Consider the following 19,556-nt stretch of genomic DNA (forward strand, 5'->3'; position numbering starts at 1 on the left):
CCGGAGATTGCCCCATGGACCAGACCACCAGAGATACCGGTTTCTTCACTGAAGCAGTGGAAAGCCGCGACCCCGAACTCTTCGCCGCCATGCGCGCCGAACTTGGCCGCCAGCGCGATGAGATCGAATTGATCGCGTCTGAGAACATCGTTTCCAAGGCCGTCATGGAAGCGCAGGGTTCTGTTCTGACCAATAAATACGCCGAAGGCTATCCGGGGCGGCGCTATTACGGCGGCTGCCAATATGTCGATGTTGCGGAAAATCTGGCAATCAGCCGCGCGTGCGAGTTGTTCAAATGTGGCTTCGCCAATGTGCAGCCCAATTCCGGTTCTCAGGCCAATCAGGGTGTGTTTACCGCACTGCTGAAACCCGGCGACACTATTCTGGGCATGTCACTGGATGCAGGCGGCCACCTGACGCATGGGGCCAAGCCCAACCAGTCGGGCAAATGGTTCAACGCGGTGCAATATGGTGTGCGCCGTGAAGATCTGGAAATCGACTATGACCAGATCGCCGAACTGGCGAAGGAACATCAGCCCAAAATGCTGATCGCGGGCGGTTCTGCCATTCCGCGGATCATAGATTTCGCCCGCATGCGCGAGATTGCGGATTCGGTTGGCGCATATCTGCTGGTTGATATGGCCCATTTCGCAGGGTTGGTTGCGGCAGGGCTGTACCCCTCGCCGTTTCCACATGCGCATGTTGCGACAACGACCACACACAAGACGCTGCGCGGGCCACGCGGTGGCATGATCCTAACAGATGACGAAGCACTGGCGAAGAAGTTCAATTCTGCCATCTTCCCCGGTATTCAGGGCGGGCCATTGATGCATGTGATCGCCGCCAAGGCCGTGGCCTTTGGCGAGGCGTTGCGTCCCGGATTCCGCGACTATCAGAAACAGGTCATCGCCAATGCAAAAGCGCTGGCGGACCAGTTGGAAAAAGGCGGGTTGGCCACTGTCACAGGTGGCACGGACACCCACCTTCTGTTGGTCGATTTGCGGCCAAAGGGTGTGAAAGGGAACGCGACTGAAAAAGCACTTGGCCGCGCGCATATCACCTGCAACAAGAACGGTATCCCGTTCGATTCCGAAAGCCCGACAGTCACCAGCGGGATTAGGCTTGGCACGCCCGCAGGGACGACCCGCGGGTTTGGTGAAGCCGAGTTTCGCCAGATTGCGGACTGGATCGTTGCGGTTGTCGATGGTCTGGCGGCGCATGGCGAGGATGGCAACGCTGAGGTCGAAGCGCGCGTAAAAGCCGAGGTTGCAGAGCTCTGCGCCCGTTTCCCGATTTATCCTGAGCTTTGAGCTGAGTTCGGGACTGCCTGTGCTCTCGTTCACGGCAGCAAGGAAAAAGGGGGGCTGTCTGCCCCCCCTCGCCAGCCCCGCAAGGGGGCTGGCTTCACCCCCCGAGAGTATTTTGCGCAAGAAAATGAGCGCAAAATGGCTGAAAAAAGAAGGGGCAGGGGCATGAAGCTGAATCTGCTGCGCCACGGTGCGCCGACTGAACTACCCAAATTGCTGATCGTACACGGGCTTTTCGGCTCTGCCCGTAATTGGGGGGCAATTGCGAAACGCTTGTCTGATAGCCGCGAAGTGATTTGCGTGGATATGCGCAATCATGGCGAAAGCCCTTGGGCCGATACTCATGGCTATGAGGATCTGGCGGCGGACCTGGCCGAAGTTGTGGCGCAGGAAGGCGGTAGGCTGGATGTGCTGGGCCATTCGATGGGGGGCAAAGCGGCCATGTTGTTGGCTTTGCAACACCCGGGTCTGGTATCGCGGGTGTTGGTGGCTGATATTGCGCCGGTTGCTTATGCACATAGCCAGACTCATCTGATCGAAGCGATGCGCGCCATGCGACTGTCACAGATCAAAACCCGGGCAGAGGCTGATGCGGAGTTGGCCCGCCGCGTCTCGACCCCATCGGTTCGGGCATTTCTGCTTCAATCGCTGGATTTGCGTTCCAATCCTGCGCGGTGGCGGCTAAACCTTGATGTTCTTGAGCGCGAGATGGACCGGATCACTGGCTGGCCAGAGGTCGAAGGCAAGTTTGAAGGCCCGGCGCTTTTCTTGAGCGGTGCCTTGTCAGATTATGTGCAGACCAGCCACAGGCCAGCAATCAAGGCGCTGTTCCCTGAGGCGAAATTTGCCCGTTTACCGAATGCCGGGCATTGGCTGCATGCAGAAGCGCCGCGCCCGTTCGAGGCGACAGCGCGCATGTGGTTCGCCTGAATGCGGCGACACCCGTCGGCTTGATCAGGCGTTGAGCAATTTGCGCGCAATGATCCAGCTTGCGATAACGCCAATCACAGTGCCACCTGCGGCCCATGCCAGAATTGGGTGTAATGTGTCCTGACCGATCGTCAGTGCGATTATGACGCCAATCCCGGCACAGGTCACACCGGTAATAGAAAAGACAAGTAGGAAAAGACGGGCCATTATATCCTCCGACACACAGAATTTCTGCTTCTAGTCAGACGCCGCGTCTGATTTCCTTGATCCAGGACAAATCGTGGCGGGCTGCGGCGCTGCGTCACACTGCAACCTTGCGCGCAACACGCCTGCATCCCCTTCGATTGTTTCAGGGCGCAGTCTACATCCGGTTTCTGACGCTGCTGCCTGCGCCATCGCACAGATGATCTGGCCACTCTCTTGCCCATATGCGAAGCTGTGGCGGATGATTTCAACCTTGTCCTGCCTCTTCCAGATAGTGACTTTTATCCCCTCAAATTCGGCTCTGAAATGTCCCCCTCCCCGCATGCCGGGCGAGGGAGAGTCACAAGCGACAAGCAAAATAACAACTGCCAGAAGAGAGAGGCGCATCTTTTTACCCTGAAGGCAAAGGATGAAGCGGAAGTTAATGCAAGAACAATCAATATCCGTGCATTCTCGTATTGAACTGCATTTCAAAACTGGTTATGCGTCGCGCCACAGGGTGATTAGCTCAGTTGGTAGAGCGCTTCGTTTACACCGAAGATGTCGGGAGTTCGAGTCTCTCATCACCCACCAGTTTAAGCAATGTCTGTTGAGTATTTCGCTTGCAAGCAGGTCATGACAGGGTGCCTGCGCCGGTAGCTTTTTTATGTTACGCGACTTAGACCACGTCGCAATCGAACAGTTAAATATCGCAATTTGCGACAATCTGGATTACTAAAAATTGTAAACTCTCGTTCGGGAGAGCGCATGTCTGTCAATTCATACCCGGTTTCAATCGGTTTGCAGTCCTGAAGATGATCCAGAATCTTAAACGGATCAAAGAGGTTTTGTGGCACAAAGCCAATATCCCCGCGCTTCTGGCGTTGGTGGTTGTGGTTGCAGGATGGGCTGTCGCTGAGACGCAGGCGCGTAATAATTACATCCAGGCCCAAAGGGCGACGATTGCGGCGCAAGTGGCTGTTTTACGCGCAGATCTGGAAGCTACGGTCAATGGGCCGATCCAACTGGTTCGAGGGTTAATCGCCGCCATCGAGACTGAACCTGACATGGATCAGACCCGCTTTGCCGAACTCGCCACCAGATTGATTGAGGGTCAGCAGTTGCTGCGGAATCTGGCTGCCGCACCGGATATGGTGATCCGGTACATGTACCCGATAGAAGGAAATGAACAAGCGATCGGGCTTGATTACAACACTGTACCCGAGCAGCGCGACGCGGCCTTGCGCGCGCGTGACCTGGGCGATCTGGTCGTGGCGGGGCCGGTTGATCTGGTGCAGGGGGGGCGCGGGTTCATCGGGCGATTTCCGGTTTATGTGCCCAACAGTTCAGGGGGACGGGACTTTTGGGGGCTGGTCTCGGCAGTGATGGATGTTGAGGTTTTGTATGCGCAGGCTGGACTGGATGATCTTCTGCCCTTTTCAGTCACACTAACGGGCAAAGATGCGACGGGCGTGGATGGGGCCACTTTCTTCGGGCCACTATTGGCACCACAAGATGCGCCAGTGATCTCGAATGTGCAACTGCCGACAGGTTCGTGGCAAATTGCAGCGCTGCCACTTGGGGGCTGGCAGACGCAGCACCCCGATATATGGGGTTTGCGTGCGCTTCTGACTTTGGCTGCGGGATTGATCCTCGTGCCCAGTATCGCGATGGGCAGATCCATGCAGGCGCGGCAACGCGCCATTTCCGATGTCGAAGACGCTTATTCTGTCCTGCAACGCCAGATGCATGATTTGGAAGCTGTGCGTGCCGCGCAGGCAGTAACAGAGCAGCGCTTGCGTGATAGCCTTGATCAGCAGCGTGAAATCACCAACCGGTTTCAAGATGTGGCCGATATCAGCCGCTCCTGGGTCTGGGAACAAGACGCGAAGATGCGGTTTACCTATATTTCTGAGTCGTTCATCCGCATCACCAAAGTCCCGGCAGATGCCATTCTGGGCCGCACAAGGAAGGAATTATATACTGATCGACCTGAGACAAAGCAGAGCGCGGACTGGCAGGAACTTGAACGGCGCGTGGCACTGCGCGAGGCATTTGTGGGGTTTCTCTACCGCGTGGTGACACCGGATGGCAGTGATTTGTGGTTCCAGATTTCTGGGACACCGATCTTTGACGCAGATGGCAGGTTTTGCGGGTATCGCGGTGCCGGTATGGATGTCACAGCAATGCAAAATGCCCGCGCCCAAGCCGAAAGGGCAAACCGTGCCAAGACGTTATTTCTGGCTAATATGAGTCATGAAATTCGGACGCCCTTGAATGGTGTTTTGGGCATGGCAGAAACGTTGCGCGATGAGTTGGCAGAGCCCTCACACCGACGGATGGCCGAGATGATCCTTAGCAGTGGTGAGGGATTGTCGCAGGTGCTTAATGATATCCTCGACATTGCCAAGATCGAATCTGGCAAGATCCAGCTTGATGATGTGGATTTTGATCCAGAGAAGCTGGTGACGGAGGTAGTGGCGCTGCATCGACCCTGTTGCGCCGAGAAGAACTTGAAGTTGAACCTTGAGGTGCTGTCATCCGGCGCGCCGAGGCTCCGGGGCGACCCTCATCGAGTGGGACAGATTATTCACAATCTTCTAGGCAATGCGGTTAAGTTTACCGATCTGGGTGAAATAACCGTAACTTTACGCATCGCCTCGACGGGTCAGATGGAAATCGTGGTGTGCGATACCGGCATCGGGATGAGCGCAGAGCAGCAGAGCCTTGTTTTCGAGGATTTTTCGCAGGCTGACGGTTCTATCAGCCGCAGGTTCGGCGGGACAGGGCTGGGTCTGTCGATTGTCCGGCGGCTTGTGTCATTGATGCATGGCAAGATAGAGGTTTCTTCAGAGTTGGGTGTTGGAACACAGGTTTTGGTGTCGCTGCCGCTGCCGCTGTCACAGGATGCATCCCCGACGAAGCTAACGGCCACGACCGACCTGACTGGCCTAAAGGTGTTGATCGCCGATGATATGCCGACCAATCAGCTTGTGGCGAAGGCGCTGCTTAAAGATACCGGTGCAATTATCACGAGTGTTGAAAATGGCGCGCAAGCGGTGGATGCTTGGATCGCGAACCAGTTCGATGTCATGCTGCTGGATATATCAATGCCAGTGATGGACGGTCCATCAGCCCTGTCTGAAATTAAACGGCTTGCCAAGACCCGCGAACTGCCGCCTCCGCCTGCGCTTGCCTTCACGGCCAATGTGATGCTTCACCAGGTTGCAGAATATCGCGCGGTCGGCTTCGCGGGCTGCATCGCCAAACCACTTCGCAAAGCTGAACTTGTCGCGCAGATCGCGGCTGCGGCAGGGCGGATATAGTCGCAAATACAATAGACCGTCTTTCTGAAAGTCGCATCAGCGCAGGCTCACGTGTGATTTTGCAATAGTTAAGACACGAGTCAGTCCCATTTTTGCCTTAATGATTGTGTTTTATCACAGGCTAATTGGCTGCGTGATACTCGGACTCCAAGACCTGCGAACACGGGGTCGCGCCTCTCCAGCCATTTATTGGATCGACAAGGAGTGGTCTGAAATGCTGCGCATAAAGATGCAAAAAGCTTTCTCCGCAATGCGCTTCTGGCGTTCAGAAGGCGGCGCGATGCTGATCTTCGGATTGTTTGTATTCATAATCATTTTGCTGGTGTCGGGCTTGGCTGTTGATTTCATGCGATATGAGAACAACAGGGTTCGTGTTCAGGCGACAGCAGATCGCGCGACACTTGCTGCGGCCACCCTTCGTGAAACAGGTGATCGCAAGGCGCTGGTCGAAGACTATTTCGAAAAAGCTGGTTTGTCGGCTTACCTCCACTCGGTTGATGTTGAAGAGGCACTGAACGCCGCAAGCGTGACAGTGCGGACCACGCCGGGGGTGAACACTCTTTTCATGCGCTGGGCCGGTGTTGACCAGCTTTCCAGTGCAGAGATCAGTTCCGCGCGCGAGGAGGTGACCAATATCGAGATTGTCATGGTGCTGGATATATCCGGCTCCATGCGGTGGTCAGATAGTCATGGGATGCCGCGGATCACCCGGTTGCGTGGTGCTGCCAAGAATTTCGTCAGCACTGTTCTGAATGATGATGCGCCCGAAGCGATCACCATCTCGATCGTGCCATATGCGGGCACCGTGAACCCGGGAAGGGAAGTGTTCGAACTGCTGGGTGGGAACGCCTGGCATGATTATTCGCATTGCCCGGATCTGCCCAGAAGCGCCTTTGGGTCTACCGCCTTGCCAGACGCCAGTTCAATGCCACAGGCGCCCCATTTCATGTACTGGCCGACAGACACGGGGATGGATTGGGGCTGGTGCCCGATCGAGGCCAATTCCATCCTGTATCACAGCAGCTCGAAAGAAGATTTGCATGAATATCTTGACAATTTGCGTCTCCACGACGGAACCGGCACGCATTATGGAATGCGTTGGGGTGCCGCCTTGCTTGACCCGTCAAGCCAGTGGCTGACAACAGCACTTGCGGCAAGTGGAACAGTGGATAGCGCATATATAGGCCGCCCCGCTCCATGGGACGATCCCGATACCCTTAAGGTCGTAGTCTTGATGACGGATGGCATGATCACCGAGCAGTTCCGTCCAAGACGGCCAGGCAGCAGTATTTTCGGACGCGATGGCATTGAGCCCACAGAGGAGGAGCAGGATAAACTGAACAGCCTGCACATTACTCACCAGTCGCTCAGCAGTTATCGGCAGCGAATCACTACCCAAGGCCAGAATTCGGCGGACTTCGACACAGCCTGCGAATTGTCCAAACAACGTGAGGTCATCATCTACACCATCGCCTTTGAGACCAACACCCAAGGCCAGAACGAAATGCGGGAATGTGCAAGTGGCTCGGGTCGCTATTTCAACGCTGTCGGACTAGAGCTTGACGCGGCCTTCGCTGCGATTGCGACTTCGATACAATCCCTGAGACTGACGCAATGAGGCGGGTCATGTCGTTTCTGCGCGGTGCTGATGGCTCTGCGACGGTCGAATTTGCGATCCTGTTTCCAATCGTGATCTCGATGCTGATCATGGGGGCTGAAGCCGGCTATACAGCCTTGCAGCGGATTGCGTTGGAACGTGCCGTCGACATTGCCGTGCGCGATGTGCGGCTTGGAAAAGTTGAAGAAGGCACAACTCATAACCAATTCCGCGAGCGTGTCTGCGAGCGTGCGATTTTGCTGTCAAGCTGCGAAGAGCGACTGCTTCTCGAAATGCGGACCATCAATACCCAGACCTGGAATTTTCCAAGCGAGTTGAATGCCTGCATCGACCTTGCCGCTAATATCACGCCTGTCACGCCGTTCAGCCTCGGGGCGGGCGAGAGCGTGATGTATGTGCGCGCCTGCTACCTGGTCAGCCCGATTTTTCCCACCACAGCTTTGGGGCTGCAACTTCCATTGGATAACGCAGGCATGTTTGCCCTGCGCGCAACAACGGGGTTCGTGAACGAATGATGCATCGCATTTCACATTCCATCCGGCTGTTTTTCAAGGCTTTGCATCGCAAGGCCTGGCAGTCGGAGCATGGCTCGATCAGCGTGGAAACTGTCATCATCCTGCCAGTGGTGGCATGGGCGCTTATGGCGTCGTTCACGTTCACAGATGCGTTCCGCCATCAGACGACGCTACAAAAATCAGTCTATACCGCTGCCGACCTTGTTTCCCGGGCATCGGGCACCGCATTGACACCAGAGTATCTCAACGGTGTGTACAGCTTCATGCTGCGCATCAATGATACGCCGCTGGATGTTCATCTGCGTATCACACTGATCGGTTGGGATAACGCAGAAGAAGAGTATCGCGTTATCTGGAGCTATGCGGACCAGGGGAATACAGCCACCGTGCTCGACGATACGGTTCTGAATGCAGCCTATGGCGCTCAGATCCCGAAAATCAGTGTTGGTGAAACCCTGCTTCTGACCGAAGGTTTACTGAAATACGAGCCACCGTTTCGCGTTGGTTTGCAGGCGCGAGACTTGACCGAGACAGCCTTGACCCGCCCGCGTTTCGCACCGGGCATCACTTTTCTTGACCCGAATGCCCCACCGCCACCAGAGGCATGGTGCGAATTCGTCGTCGATGCCTGCGGTATGTAGCGCGTCGAAACTGCTTTTGGTGCGCATTGTTCAAGCGCACCAGATCCTTGTCTGAAAACCTACGCCCAGCGCGTTTACTGAAACGGAAAACCAAATGACCTCTTCGATGTTAACCATGATTTCAAGATCGCCCGACTGCGCAATCAGGTTCTTACGTGACGAAGATGGCGCGATCACAGTTGACTTCGTTGTGCTTACTGCCGCGATTGTGGCCTTGGGGTCGCTTGCTGTGGGGGTGGTCAACGGTGGCACAACTGAACTAAGCGCCACGATTGACCGGGAGCTTAGCCACCCCGGCCAGATGCCGACTGGCACTGGTGGGGCGGGTGATACTGGTGGCGGTGGTGGTGCATGGCCGGGCGACACAGACCCTACAGGTGGATATAACGACATGCCGCCAATGGATGGGACGGAGGGTGAGGATCATACCGAGGCTGACGGCGGCGATGAGGGAAGCGCACCCGGCAATGACGGTGGTCCGGTCGCCGACAATACGGAGGGTGACGACACAGAAACTGGCCCTGCTGAAGATGATCCGGTCGATACGGGCGAGGCCGATGAAAGCGATGGTGGAGGGGGCAATTCGCCGGGCAATGGCGGCAACCAGAATGCCGAGGTCGATTTCACGTTTGAGGATTTGCAGCTTGGCTGTCATTGGGGCGAGCGTGCCGTTTCCCGCTGGTTGGACTTTGATCTGAGCAGACCCACGCCGTATGTCGTGTCTGGTCCCGGCAACCCTACGGCCCAGAACCACGGTGGTCAGCAAAGCCACAGGGGGGCTGTGCAGTGGGGTACAAATATTCAGGTAGACATCCCCCCGCCGGGACAAACCTATGTCGTCTTCATGGAAGTTGGGGACCGCATTGGCAGCTTGACCGTCAGTCGTGACCAGTGTGGCTGAGATGGTCAACGCAGCCTGAAGAGAAGATATTCAGTGACCGGTTCGAGGGACTTTGCGAACTTTGACCGGCGCGGAATCAAGGCCGAAGGCCGCCGCGCATCGCCGGGCCGCCCGCACGGCACGGCGATTTGGCTACCACCAGCGCATAGATTTGATCTTACACGGATTTGGCCAGCATAAAGTGCTGCAGAGTAAACCTTGGGTCGCCGCACCGCGGCCCGGCGCTGCACGGCTTTGCATCCGGTCTCAATATGTCTGCTTCTCGCGCAAAGTCGACTTGTATCACTTGTGGTGCGAGCTTGCATCGTGCGCAAAAGGCCAAATGTCATCCGCTGAACAATTGCACATGGTAAGCGGTTACTCTTGAACGCTCACATCTGCTTCCTGTCCTCGCAACGCCCCGCGCAAAGCAAGCGCCGACAGACGCGGTTTCAAGCCCTGTGCCCGCGCCAGTCCCATGCGTTCCAGCGCGGCTTGTTCCCGTTGTCCCGGCGTCCCACGCAGACCTTTCAGCATCAGCGAAAGAAGGGCAGGGGGCCAGGTGCTGGCGTGGCGCAGATCGGCCAGTGCAGGTAAAAGATGCTGCTCGATCGGCGTGAAATCCGTGCCCAATGGAAAGGATGGCAGGGCGCGCGCGCGATGGGGGGCAAGCCATGATTTAAGCGCTTGTGGTGTATTATTGCGCGCGCTATCGGGCAGGCGGTAGCTGTCGGGCAGTTTGCCCGATGCCTTGGCCTTACGCTCCAACTCTATCTGAAACCGGCTGTCAGCTATTTCCAGAAGGGCAGCGATCGTGTCCGCGTCACTTTTGCCGCGCAAATCAGCAATGCCATATTCCGTGACCACGATATCGCGAAGGTGCCGTGGAATTGTAACGTGACCATAGGAAAACCGGATATTCGAACTCAGCCCGGAACTTCCTTGTCGTGTTGCAGGTAATGTGATGATCGCGCGGGCGTCTTGCAGCGCAAAGGTTTGGGTGACGAAATTGAACTGCCCGCCAACGCCGCTGACGACCTGACCATCCTCGGTTCCATCCGAAACCACTGCGCCCAGAAGCGTTACCATCATGGCCGAATTGATGAACCGGGCATGCTGACGGGCTGCGCGTTTGGCCGCTTCGTCGCCCAGTAGGGAATTGGTGAAAGACACAGGGATCATGGCAATGCGAGCGCGGTCCTTTGCGGGCAAGTCCTTCAGCCGCTTGTAAAAATCGCGACTATCCAGAAAAAAACCCGCATGAATGGCGATACCGTCCACCTTTCGGCGGATGATTCCGCGCTCGAACAGGGCTAGCAGGCCATCGACCAGCATCTCGGTCACACTGTAGAGGCCTGTCTGAAAAGGCCCGGTTTCATTGAAGCAGGCAGCACGGGGAAAGGGGCAACTGTCCCATATCGGGCCAATCTTTGCCTCCTGCCGCAGGGTCAGGGCATGGGCAATCGCATCGCCGATCTGGCCGATCCCGATCTGCAAGGTGCCCCCATCGCGGATAAGCCGCGATGTGTGCAATGCAATGGCATGATCTTGCAAGGATACAGGTTGTTTGACGACCGAGAACAGTTCATGCGGTGGCGTATCGGGTGTTTGCAGCGTGTCGCATTCGGACAGGTCAATCTCTGCGCTTCCCGGCATGAAGGGAAGATCGTCATGCACCTGCCCGACAAATACAAACTCTGCCTTGCCCTGTTTTCTAAGGTGTAGCAGGTCGCTGGTGATGTCCGGGTTGCATGACAGGCTCAGACGGCCCTCATCATGCGCAAGCAATTGTAAAACAAGGTTTGGTTGTTGTTCCAGCAAGACATCCAGCGCATGGGTATAATTGGCAGAGACATAATTCTGCTGGGCCTGCGGCACCTTGACCCAGTTCGGGGATTGCACAAAAAACTCGGTGACTTGGATATTGTCAGGCAAGGTGCCATCGCGCAGCATGCTTGCATAGTCGATCTGTGGGTAATCGCCAAATAGCCGGTCCAGCGCTGGGGCCAAGAACCGGCGTTCCATGTCCGAGGACGGGTCCGGGCGCTCAAGTGTCAGGGCCGTAAAAATCTGTAACTGGATTGATGGGTCGTCACAGGCCCTTTGCACAAGTGCATTTACAAGGGTGACGGGCTTTCCCAGCCCAAGTGGCAAGGCCACGCGCAGATCACGCCCGACATTGTTCAGTATCCAGTCAATTACTGGCGCTTCGCTGGTGAAATGCGCGGTGGACTCAGGCATGTTTGTCCCAATAGGCATCTGGTCCAAACCGCGCGCCATGTGCCTGTTCAAGTTCTGACAAGCGCGCGCGGATGCCAGCCACTCCCCGCGCATGGGCATAATTCATCGGCCCGCCACGGAACGGCGCGAAGCCTGTGGCAAAGATCATTGCGGCATCCAGTTCCTCTTCACTTTCGACCACATCCTTGCGCAAGCATTCGGCGCAGGCGTTCAACATGGGCAGGATCAGACGGTCTGTCAGATCAACATCTAGGGCCGCATCTGACGACGGTTTTGGCGGGCCATCTGACCAGTCATAAAAGCCGCGACCGGTTTTTTGCCCCAGTTCTCCGGCCTCGACCTTGTCGCGCAGCAGATCGGGGATTCTGGCAATCGGGCGTTCAATAGACGCGTTCAGGCTTTCAGCGACATCAAGGCAAATATCCAGCCCCACCTGATCGGCCAGTGTGACGGGTCCCATTGGCATACCGAACTGCAACGCGGCCTGATCAATCCGCTCTTTTGCAACGCCTTCATCCATCAGCAACAAGGCTTCCAGCAGATAAGGCATGAGCGCGCGATTAACCAGAAAGCCGGGCGCGTCACTCACGGCGACCGGCAGCCGGTTGATGGCTGCACAAAACGCCATCAGTTGCGCGCTTGTTTCCCTGCTTGTGGTGTCATGGCGGACCAGTTCAATCAGGGGCACCTTGCTGACGGGATTGAAGAAATGTAGCCCTGCAAAGCGCGTCTTGTCCGCGACATGCGTGCGCAGTTCCGACAGTTGCAGGCTGGATGTATTGGTTGCCAGAATTGCGTGCGGGTTCATCTTCTGGCTCAGCTCGGTAAATATCTTGGCTTTTGCCTCCGTATTTTCTGGCCCCGCCTCGATGACAAGGTCGGCATTGCGCAGACCATAGCCTCTCGGGTCAGGCATGAGGCGGTCCAACGTGTCGCGCGTGGCGCGCCTGTCCTTGTGGTTGTCTGCGCAAATCCGGGTGGCGCGATAAATCATTTTGCCAAGCGCGTCATTGTCGGGGTCGGAGACAGAAACTCGCTTGCCCTGCATGGCACACCATGCCGCAATTTCCGCCCCCATATTGCCTGAGCCAACGATATGGACGCGCTCAATGGTGCAAGCGGTCTTGGCGGTCTGTTTCAATCGCTGGCGCAGCTTGAAAGCGCGGATCAGGTTCTTGCTGGTCTCGGTCTGCAACAGCTTGGCGAATGACGCAATCTCGGCGGTTTGCATGGCAGCGGGGTCATTGCCATGCTCCACCCAGTTGTCAATCAGCGCGTAAGGGGCGGGGTAATGCGCTTTCGGTGCCTTTTTCTGCACTTCGCGCCGCATTTTTTCACCCGCCAGCGAGCGCGCTGTTGAAAGGGTGAATGCCTTGCTCAACATACCGCGTGACTGTTGCGCAACGCTGCCGTTTGAAATTGCACGGACCGCAGCACCGATATGGCGTTCTTCGACCACCATATCAGCGATGCCCAGATCCTTTGCGCGTTTGGTATGCGCGGTTTTGCCCGTCAGCATCATCTGCATGGCCTGAACCGGGTCGATCAATTCTGGCAGACGCCATGTGCCGCCTAACCCCGGATGCAAGCCCAACTGCACCTCTGGCAATCCGAAAGACGCCCCGTCTACCGCGATGCGGAAATCGCAGGCGAGGGCGAGTTCAAACCCCGCCCCAAGTGCCGCGCCGTGAATGACGGCCACGCTTGGGCAGGACAGCCCTTCCAGTCGCTTCAGAACAGTGTGTGCTTCGGTCAGCAGGGTTTTGGCCTGATCGGCCTCCATATCGCCAAGGGCATGGATATCAGCGCCAGCCGCAAAGCCCGCTGCCTTGCCGGATCGCAGGACCAGCACACGCGGGGGCTGCGCTACAATCCCATCTAGATGGGTATCCAACTCGCGCAAAACCGTGTCCGAAATGGTATTCACCGATGCATCAGGGCAATCGAGGACCAGCCAGCCGATTTGATCGTCATCAACCCCGTAGCGCCATGCGCCATCGCCAAGGGCACCCGTCGTGCCGCCCAGTTCCAGTACCGATGGTTTCAGAAATTCTGCCAAAGTCATCGTCATTACACCGCCTCCAGAAGCATTGCGCCACCTTGCCCGCCGCCGATGCATTCGGTTGCAACGCCCCGTTTCATGCCGTGTTTTCTCAATGAATTGGCAAGATGCAGCACAATACGGTTGCCGCTTGTCCCGACCGGGTGGCCAAGCGAGATGGCACCACCGTGTATGTTCAGTTTGTCGCGCGGGATCGTGCCAAAGCTGTCGTCCAGCCCCAGCACCTCGTGACAGAAGGTTTCATCCTGCCACGCGGCAAGGCAGGCCAGAACCTGCGCCGCGAATGCTTCGTTGATTTCCCACAGGTCAATATCTGCGCTGCCAAACCCATGTCGCGACAATAGTGGCGTTGCGGACATGACCGGCCCCAGCCCCATCACCGAAGGGTCCAGTGCGGCCCATTCGCTGCCTACCAGCCGGGCGATTGGCGTTAATTTGTGTTTCTCGACCGCCTCGGCCGAAGCCAGAATGCACCAAGACGCACCATCCGTTACTTGTGAGGCATTGCCTGCTGTCACCTGCCCGTATGGTTTTTCGAAAACCGGGTTCAACTTGCCAAGCTGCTCGACTGAGCTTTGCGGGCGTACGCCGTCATCCTTGTGGTAGGCCCTGCCGTCGCGGTCAAAGGCGGGCATGACCTCTTCTTCCAAGGTGCCGTCCTGTTGTGCGGCGGCAAGGCGGCTGTGGCTTTCTGTGGCATAGGTGTCGGCCATGGTGCGGGTAACCCCGAAATGATGCGCCAGAAGTTCCGCCGTTTGGCCCATGCTCAAGTCGGTGATCGGGTCGGTCAACCCGCGCTCCAGCCCGATAACGGGCTTCAGGTGTCGTGGCCTGATCTGAAGGGCATTGCGTGCCGTTGACACGGGGCCGGTCGCCGCCCGCATCCCGCCAAGCCAATCCACAGCATCATCGCGCAGCACAAGAGGGGCGTGGCTTAGTGCTTCTGCGCCGCCTGCAAGGATCATTTCTGCCGACCCTTCCCGGATTGTACGAAAAGCCGTGTCGATGGATTGCATCCCCGACCCGCAATTGATCTGCACTGTAAAAGACACCATCGCCTCGCCCATGCCCAGCCGCAACGCGGCCACGCGGGCGGGATTCATTTCATCCGCGATGACATTGACGCAGCCAAGAATGACCATGTCGAATGCGTCTGCTGCAAATGGCTGGCGCGCCAACAGGGGCCGCCCACATTGCACCGCCAGATCGACAGGGGTGAAGGGGCCGCGTTTGCCGCGAACCTTCAGAAAAGGGGTGCGTGTTCCGTCGATCAGATAGACGTCTTTTGATGTGCTCATTCTGCGGCCTCCGATTTCGGGCTTGAATGCGCTTCACTGTCGCGCGCGGGCAGAAGCGCGGCAAATTCCTCGGCCGAGAAATCATCGACTGCGATTACTCGCGCAACAGACTGTGCCAGCGCATCCAGCTCTGCCTTCTCAGCTTGTGTCAGCAATCCGGTCTCAAGGGCCTGTCCGGGCGACATGCTTAATTCCCGAAGGCGCTTGCGCAATTCATCGGTTGCGATTGTCTTGTCATAAGCATCGTTCAGTGCCGCGATCCCCGCGCTTTGCCCCGGTCCTGACAGGTCTTTTCCCAACCGGTCACGCACCGGGCCTGGTTCGCTGACAAGCGCGGCGCAACGCGCTGTCAGTGCATCTGACGGGGGGCGCGCAACGGCGCGTGGGCGGGTAATGGCGCGCAAGATCAATGCCGCCCCGCGAGAGGGAAAGTTGGCAATCGTCTCGTCCAGCGAGGCGCTGATCCGTGCGAAAGAGCTTTGCGCGTTGTACAGGACCAGATCAAAATCCTCTGCCCGTCTGCCATCGTCCTGCCACCGCTTCAGCACGGCGGAGGTGAGATACAGCTCGCTCAGGATATCAGCCATGCGCCCTGACAGCATTTCCATCCGCTTCAGCCCGCCGCCGATTGTCAGAAACGCCATATCTGCGGTGATGGCATAGGCCGAGGACCAGCGCGCCAACTCGCGATACAGCGGCGCATCGCGTGCTTCGGTCGCGCGCGCCGGTGCAGGCGCGAAGCGCGCGCCTGTCAGCGCGCGGCCAAGACTGCGGCCGACTGTGCGGATCGAATGGCCGACATGAGCCCAAAAATGTTTATCAAACGCGGCCAAGCCTTCGTCTTCCTGCCCGTCTTCCAGCGCAAGAATTTCATTCAGCAGATGCGGGTGCGCCCGGATCGCGCCCTGTCCAAACACCATAAGCGACCGAGTCACAATATTCGCCCCCTCCACGGTGATGCCGATCGGCACCGCGCGGTAATTGGCAGAGAGGTAATTCATCGGCCCATCTATGACTGCTTTGCCTGCGTGGATATCCATCGCGTCGTCAATTGCTGCGCGCATCCTGTCGGTTGCGGTGTATTTCATCAGCGCTGAAATAACTGATAAAGCACGCCCTTCATCAAGGCCCGCGCAAGTCAGATGGCGTGCAGCCTCAACCGCATAGGCGCTGGCGGCAAGCCGCGCGAGGGGTTCCTGAATGCCGCCGAACTTGGCGATTGGCAGGTTGAACTGTTCGCGTATGCGCGCGTAAGCGCCGCTGGAATACGCTGCCAGGGTTGTGCCCGCACATGCAAGCGATGGCAGCGACACACCCCGGCCTGCCGCGAGTGCACTCATCAGCATCATCCAGCCCTTGCCTGCCTGTTCCGCGCCGCCAATGATGTTGTCAATCGGGATGAACACATCCGTGCCGGTGGTTGGTCCATTCTGGAACATTGTGCCGGACGGAATATGCCTGCGCCCGGTCTCGACCCCCGGCAAATCGGTTGGCACAAGGGCGCATGTGATGCCCGGCTCAGGGTCTTCCCCCAAAAGGCCATCGGGGTCCTCTAATTTGAATGCCAGACCCAGCAGCGTGCAAACAGGCGCAAGCGTGATATAGCGTTTGGCCCAATTCAGCCGGATACCCAGAACCTCTTTTCCCTGCCATTGGCCATGACCGACAACGCCGGTATCCTGCATCGCAGAAGCATCGGACCCGCCTTCGTCGCTGGTAAGGCCGAATGCCGGCAGTTCGCGGCCATCCGCCAGACGCGGCAACCAATGCTCTTTCTGTGCGTCTGTGCCAAACAGATGCAGCAATTCGCCCGGACCCAGAGAATTGGGCACCATTACGGTGACCGCAGCAGGGATGGACACCATTGATATGCGGCGCACCACCTCGGAATGGGCATAGGCCGAGAACCCCAGCCCGCCATATTTCTGCGCAATGATCAGACCAAAAAATTTGTGCGTGCGCATGAAAGCCCAGATTTCAGGGCTTAGATCACCATCGATGCGGTTGATTTTCCAGTCGTCCAGCATTCCGCATAGCGTTGTGCAAGGGCCGTCTAGGAAATCCTGCTCTGCCTCGCTGAGTGTCGGCGGGCTGACGGATAGCAGCTTTTGCCAATCAGGATTGCCCGACATCAATTCTGCGTCCCACCAGACTTCACCGGCTTCCAAGGCTTCTCTTTCAGTCTGGGAAAGTCCGGGCATGGCGCGCTTGGCCCAGTGATAGATAGGGCGGGTGATGTGCTTGGTGCGGAATGATGGCATGATGTCCTCCAGACAAACCAACGTTCCGGCACGCGATCCGTTCCGTGGTTAGCGCGAGCTGCAGGGTCTGAACTGGGCACGTGCTGCGCGCCGGATTTGGATTATTGCGAAGGGATGGACGCACTGAATGCAGCCAGACTTTGGAACAAGAGTTCACCGTGAATGATCGGTGAAAATTTACACGTGCCGCAGAGAATTCTTCGCATCATCACTGTTGCAGTGTCACATGGTGTTCAAGAAAACCGCATAAATAATGGTCAAATATACAGAAACTCCTGTGGATTGTTGACAACTCGCCTAAAGGTTGGATGTTTGTCTGAAACTCGGTATCTTCGCTCAGAACTCAGGATCTGACCCCAAAAGAAAGTGAGATATGTCATCAATCACAAAAGCCGTGTTCCCAGTTGCAGGCTTCGGAACAAGATTTTTGCCGGCGACCAAAGCAATGCCGAAAGAGCTTTTGCCGATTATCGACAAGCCGATTGTGCAATATGCCGTCGAAGAGGCCGTTCAGGCTGGTATAACCGAGTTGATTTTTGTCACCGGGCGCAACAAGCGCGCTGTGGGCGACCATTTTGACGCCAATCTGGAACTTGAAAGCCAGCTTCTTGCCAAAGGCAAAAGCGACTTGCGCGATATGGTGCGCAATATCGTGCCAGAAGGGGTGTCGTGTATTTTCGTCAGGCAGCCAGAGCCGCTGGGGCTTGGCCATGCGGTTCTGTGTGCGGCCCCGGCGGTGGGGAAAAACCCATTTGTGGTGCTTCTGGCCGATGACCTGATGCAGGGCAGTTATTTGCCGACGCAAGCTTTGGTCGAAGCGTTTTCGCGTTATCCGCATACGATCCTGTCCGTCTCAGAAGTGGATGCGGAAGATGTTTCAAAATACGGGATATTGAAGCCGGGTGTCACCGGTGACGACGGCATGATCAATGTTGATGGTCTGGTCGAGAAGCCTTCGATAGAAGATGCCCTGTCCCGAATGGCATCTTTCGGGCGCTATGTGTTCACGCCAGAGATTTTCGATATTCTGCGCGGATTGGCCCCGGGGGCGGGCGGTGAAATCCAACTTGCTGATGCGATTGATCATCTGGCCAGACAAGGCAAGGTGTCTGCTATTCTGAATGCGGCAAAGCGCTATGATTGCGGTGATAAATTCGGCTATCTGACTGCGATTGTTGATGTTGCTCTGTCCAACCCGGTTTATGGGGCACAGTTTCTTGCCTTGCTTCGGGATCGGTTGGAACGCCCTGAGAGTGGAAATCCAGATGGGTAAGCGTCATGCAAGCTGAACTGATCGACGCATCCGCGCCGCATGTTCATGTGACCGGCAGCGCGGGTTATATTGGTCGGCATGCTTGCAAGCAGTTGGCGCGCGCCGGGTATGTTCCAGTCACATTTGACAATCTGTCCACGGGCTGGGCGGGGCAGTCAGGTCTTCAATCTTGGCACGGGCGAGGGGTTTTCAGTTGGTGATGTGATCGGGCATTGCGCCTCTGCCATTGGCATTGATGCCCCCCATGAATACGGACCGCGCCGCGCAGGCGATGCCGTGGCGCTGGTCTCTGGCAGCCAGCGCGCTTGTGATGAACTGGGCTGGATTGCCGAGCGCTTGACCCTGGGTCTGATGTTCGCAGATCCGTGGCGGTGGCATCAGACAGGCGGGTATTCAGGCTAGATTCTGACAGCGCAGGTGCGGGCAGCTGGCGTTACTGGCCAAGCCCTGTACAAAACAGGTGACACGTCACGCAGCGGCGGGATGTCCCGCCACTGTAGCATTTCAACAATCTATCCAACGTCAAACCGACTGCCTGCAAAAGGCAAAATCGTTCAGATTTGCTTTTCAGGCATATGAACGGTCAGGCCGTCAAGCGCATCGCTGACCTTGATCTGGCATGTCAGACGAGAGCGCGCGGGGTCTGGTTCATAGGCAAAATCCAGCATGTCTTCTTCCATCGGATCTTTTGCCGGCAGTTTTTCGACCCAATCAGCGGCCACATAAACATGGCATGTGGAACATGCACATGCACCGCCGCAATCGGCTTCAATGCCGGGAATGCCGTTGTCGCGTGCACCTTCCATAACGGTCAATCCGTTGGCAACTTCGACGACATGTTCTTTACCGTTAAATTCGACATAGGTGATCTTGGCCATGAAACCCTCTTTCTGACGCATCTCGCAGGGCGGAGATAAGCCAGCAGACGGGGTTTGACCAGCCGAATTTCTGCCGTGATATTCGTGCCATTTGTCACACAACGGACCATTTTTGGCCGGAATCGGATGTCATGTTTTCAGAA

Annotated in this window: 17 protein-coding genes and 1 tRNA gene; 12 read left to right on the plus strand and 6 right to left on the minus strand. The window is 56.9% G+C overall.

The genetic code is table 11. The features are described 5' to 3' along the window. Positions 1–14 precede the first annotated feature (14 nt). Positions 15–1,310 (plus strand): serine hydroxymethyltransferase, encoded by a 1,296-nt coding sequence (gene glyA / locus EV660_RS10380; RefSeq protein ID WP_071480416.1) that lies wholly within the window; start codon positions 15–17, stop codon positions 1,308–1,310. A 162-nt stretch (positions 1,311–1,472) separates the two neighbouring features. Further along, complete coding sequence (locus EV660_RS10385; RefSeq protein WP_071480417.1) at positions 1,473–2,237, plus strand: alpha/beta fold hydrolase; 765 nt, start codon at positions 1,473–1,475, stop codon at positions 2,235–2,237. Between the two features lie 24 nt (positions 2,238–2,261). Here the strand turns inward: EV660_RS10385 and EV660_RS10390 are convergent, their stop codons facing one another. After that, positions 2,262–2,444, minus strand: coding sequence for a hypothetical protein (locus EV660_RS10390; RefSeq protein WP_071480418.1), 183 nt, complete (start codon positions 2,442–2,444; stop codon positions 2,262–2,264). A 231-nt stretch (positions 2,445–2,675) separates the two neighbouring features. On the opposite strand from EV660_RS10390, the gene EV660_RS10395 reads away from it, so the two are divergent. The 7 genes from EV660_RS10395 to EV660_RS10425 all read left to right on the plus strand — a co-directional run bounded on the left by EV660_RS10395 (position 2,676) and on the right by EV660_RS10425 (position 9,421). Continuing rightward, on the plus strand, positions 2,676–2,903 hold the full coding sequence (locus tag EV660_RS10395) for a hypothetical protein (protein ID WP_134013934.1): 228 nt from the start codon (positions 2,676–2,678) through the stop codon (positions 2,901–2,903). 35 nt (positions 2,904–2,938) lie between these two features. Beyond that, a tRNA-Val gene (locus EV660_RS10400) sits at positions 2,939–3,014 on the plus strand. 221 nt (positions 3,015–3,235) lie between these two features. After that, positions 3,236–5,746, plus strand: a complete 2,511-nt coding sequence (locus tag EV660_RS10405; RefSeq protein ID WP_071480420.1) for an ATP-binding protein — start codon at positions 3,236–3,238, stop codon at positions 5,744–5,746. A 214-nt stretch (positions 5,747–5,960) separates the two neighbouring features. Next, the gene (locus EV660_RS10410; protein ID WP_071480421.1) at positions 5,961–7,364 is read left to right on the plus strand and encodes a TadE/TadG family type IV pilus assembly protein; all 1,404 of its coding nucleotides are present in this window, start codon (positions 5,961–5,963) and stop codon (positions 7,362–7,364) included. 8 nt (positions 7,365–7,372) lie between these two features. Next, positions 7,373–7,879: a TadE/TadG family type IV pilus assembly protein gene (locus EV660_RS10415; protein WP_157798922.1), complete on the plus strand. Its 507-nt coding sequence runs from the start codon at positions 7,373–7,375 to the stop codon at positions 7,877–7,879. Further along, positions 7,876–8,520, plus strand: a complete 645-nt coding sequence (locus EV660_RS10420) for a TadE/TadG family type IV pilus assembly protein (RefSeq protein ID WP_071480423.1) — start codon at positions 7,876–7,878, stop codon at positions 8,518–8,520. Before EV660_RS10415 ends, EV660_RS10420 begins: the two co-directional genes overlap by 4 nt. A gap of 115 nt (positions 8,521–8,635) precedes the next feature. Next, positions 8,636–9,421 carry a Flp family type IVb pilin gene (locus EV660_RS10425; RefSeq protein WP_071480424.1) on the plus strand — a complete coding sequence of 262 codons (786 nt, stop codon included), beginning with the start codon at positions 8,636–8,638 and terminating at the stop codon, positions 9,419–9,421. Positions 9,422–9,778: 357 nt separating this feature from the next. Here EV660_RS10425 and EV660_RS10430 read toward each other — a convergent pair whose 3' ends face one another. From EV660_RS10430 to EV660_RS10445, 4 genes are read right to left on the minus strand one after another with little or no spacing between them, the layout of a single operon-like run. Continuing rightward, the gene (locus tag EV660_RS10430; RefSeq protein WP_084635090.1) at positions 9,779–11,641 is read right to left on the minus strand and encodes an acetyl-CoA hydrolase/transferase C-terminal domain-containing protein; all 1,863 of its coding nucleotides are present in this window, start codon (positions 11,639–11,641) and stop codon (positions 9,779–9,781) included. Then, positions 11,634–13,712: a 3-hydroxyacyl-CoA dehydrogenase NAD-binding domain-containing protein gene (locus tag EV660_RS10435; protein WP_071480425.1), complete on the minus strand. Its 2,079-nt coding sequence runs from the start codon at positions 13,710–13,712 to the stop codon at positions 11,634–11,636. The genes EV660_RS10430 and EV660_RS10435 overlap by 8 nt, the downstream gene beginning before the upstream one ends. Beyond that, positions 13,712–15,001 carry an acetyl-CoA C-acetyltransferase gene (locus tag EV660_RS10440; protein WP_071480426.1) on the minus strand — a complete coding sequence of 430 codons (1,290 nt, stop codon included), beginning with the start codon at positions 14,999–15,001 and terminating at the stop codon, positions 13,712–13,714. Before EV660_RS10440 ends, EV660_RS10435 begins: the two co-directional genes overlap by 1 nt. After that, positions 14,998–17,262 (minus strand): acyl-CoA dehydrogenase, encoded by a 2,265-nt coding sequence (locus EV660_RS10445; protein WP_071480427.1) that lies wholly within the window; start codon positions 17,260–17,262, stop codon positions 14,998–15,000. Before EV660_RS10445 ends, EV660_RS10440 begins: the two co-directional genes overlap by 4 nt. A gap of 373 nt (positions 17,263–17,635) precedes the next feature. Here EV660_RS10445 and galU point away from each other — a divergent pair, with 373 nt between their 5' ends. The 3 genes from galU to EV660_RS10460 are packed head-to-tail and all read left to right on the plus strand — an operon-like array spanning position 17,636 to position 18,937. Then, positions 17,636–18,535: a UTP--glucose-1-phosphate uridylyltransferase GalU gene (galU, locus tag EV660_RS10450; RefSeq protein ID WP_071480428.1), complete on the plus strand. Its 900-nt coding sequence runs from the start codon at positions 17,636–17,638 to the stop codon at positions 18,533–18,535. Positions 18,536–18,540: 5 nt separating this feature from the next. Next, positions 18,541–18,735 carry an NAD-dependent epimerase/dehydratase family protein gene (locus EV660_RS10455; protein ID WP_084634825.1) on the plus strand — a complete coding sequence of 65 codons (195 nt, stop codon included), beginning with the start codon at positions 18,541–18,543 and terminating at the stop codon, positions 18,733–18,735. A gap of 1 nt (position 18,736) precedes the next feature. Continuing rightward, complete coding sequence (locus EV660_RS10460; RefSeq protein ID WP_084634826.1) at positions 18,737–18,937, plus strand: hypothetical protein; 201 nt, start codon at positions 18,737–18,739, stop codon at positions 18,935–18,937. A 152-nt stretch (positions 18,938–19,089) separates the two neighbouring features. On the opposite strand, the gene EV660_RS10465 is transcribed toward EV660_RS10460, so the two are convergent. Beyond that, on the minus strand, positions 19,090–19,413 hold the full coding sequence (locus tag EV660_RS10465) for a 2Fe-2S iron-sulfur cluster-binding protein (protein ID WP_071482025.1): 324 nt from the start codon (positions 19,411–19,413) through the stop codon (positions 19,090–19,092). Positions 19,414–19,556 lie beyond the last annotated feature (143 nt).

It is taken from the genome of Roseinatronobacter bogoriensis DSM 18756, from assembly GCF_004366635.1.
GTDB lineage: Bacteria > Pseudomonadota > Alphaproteobacteria > Rhodobacterales > Rhodobacteraceae > Roseinatronobacter > Roseinatronobacter bogoriensis.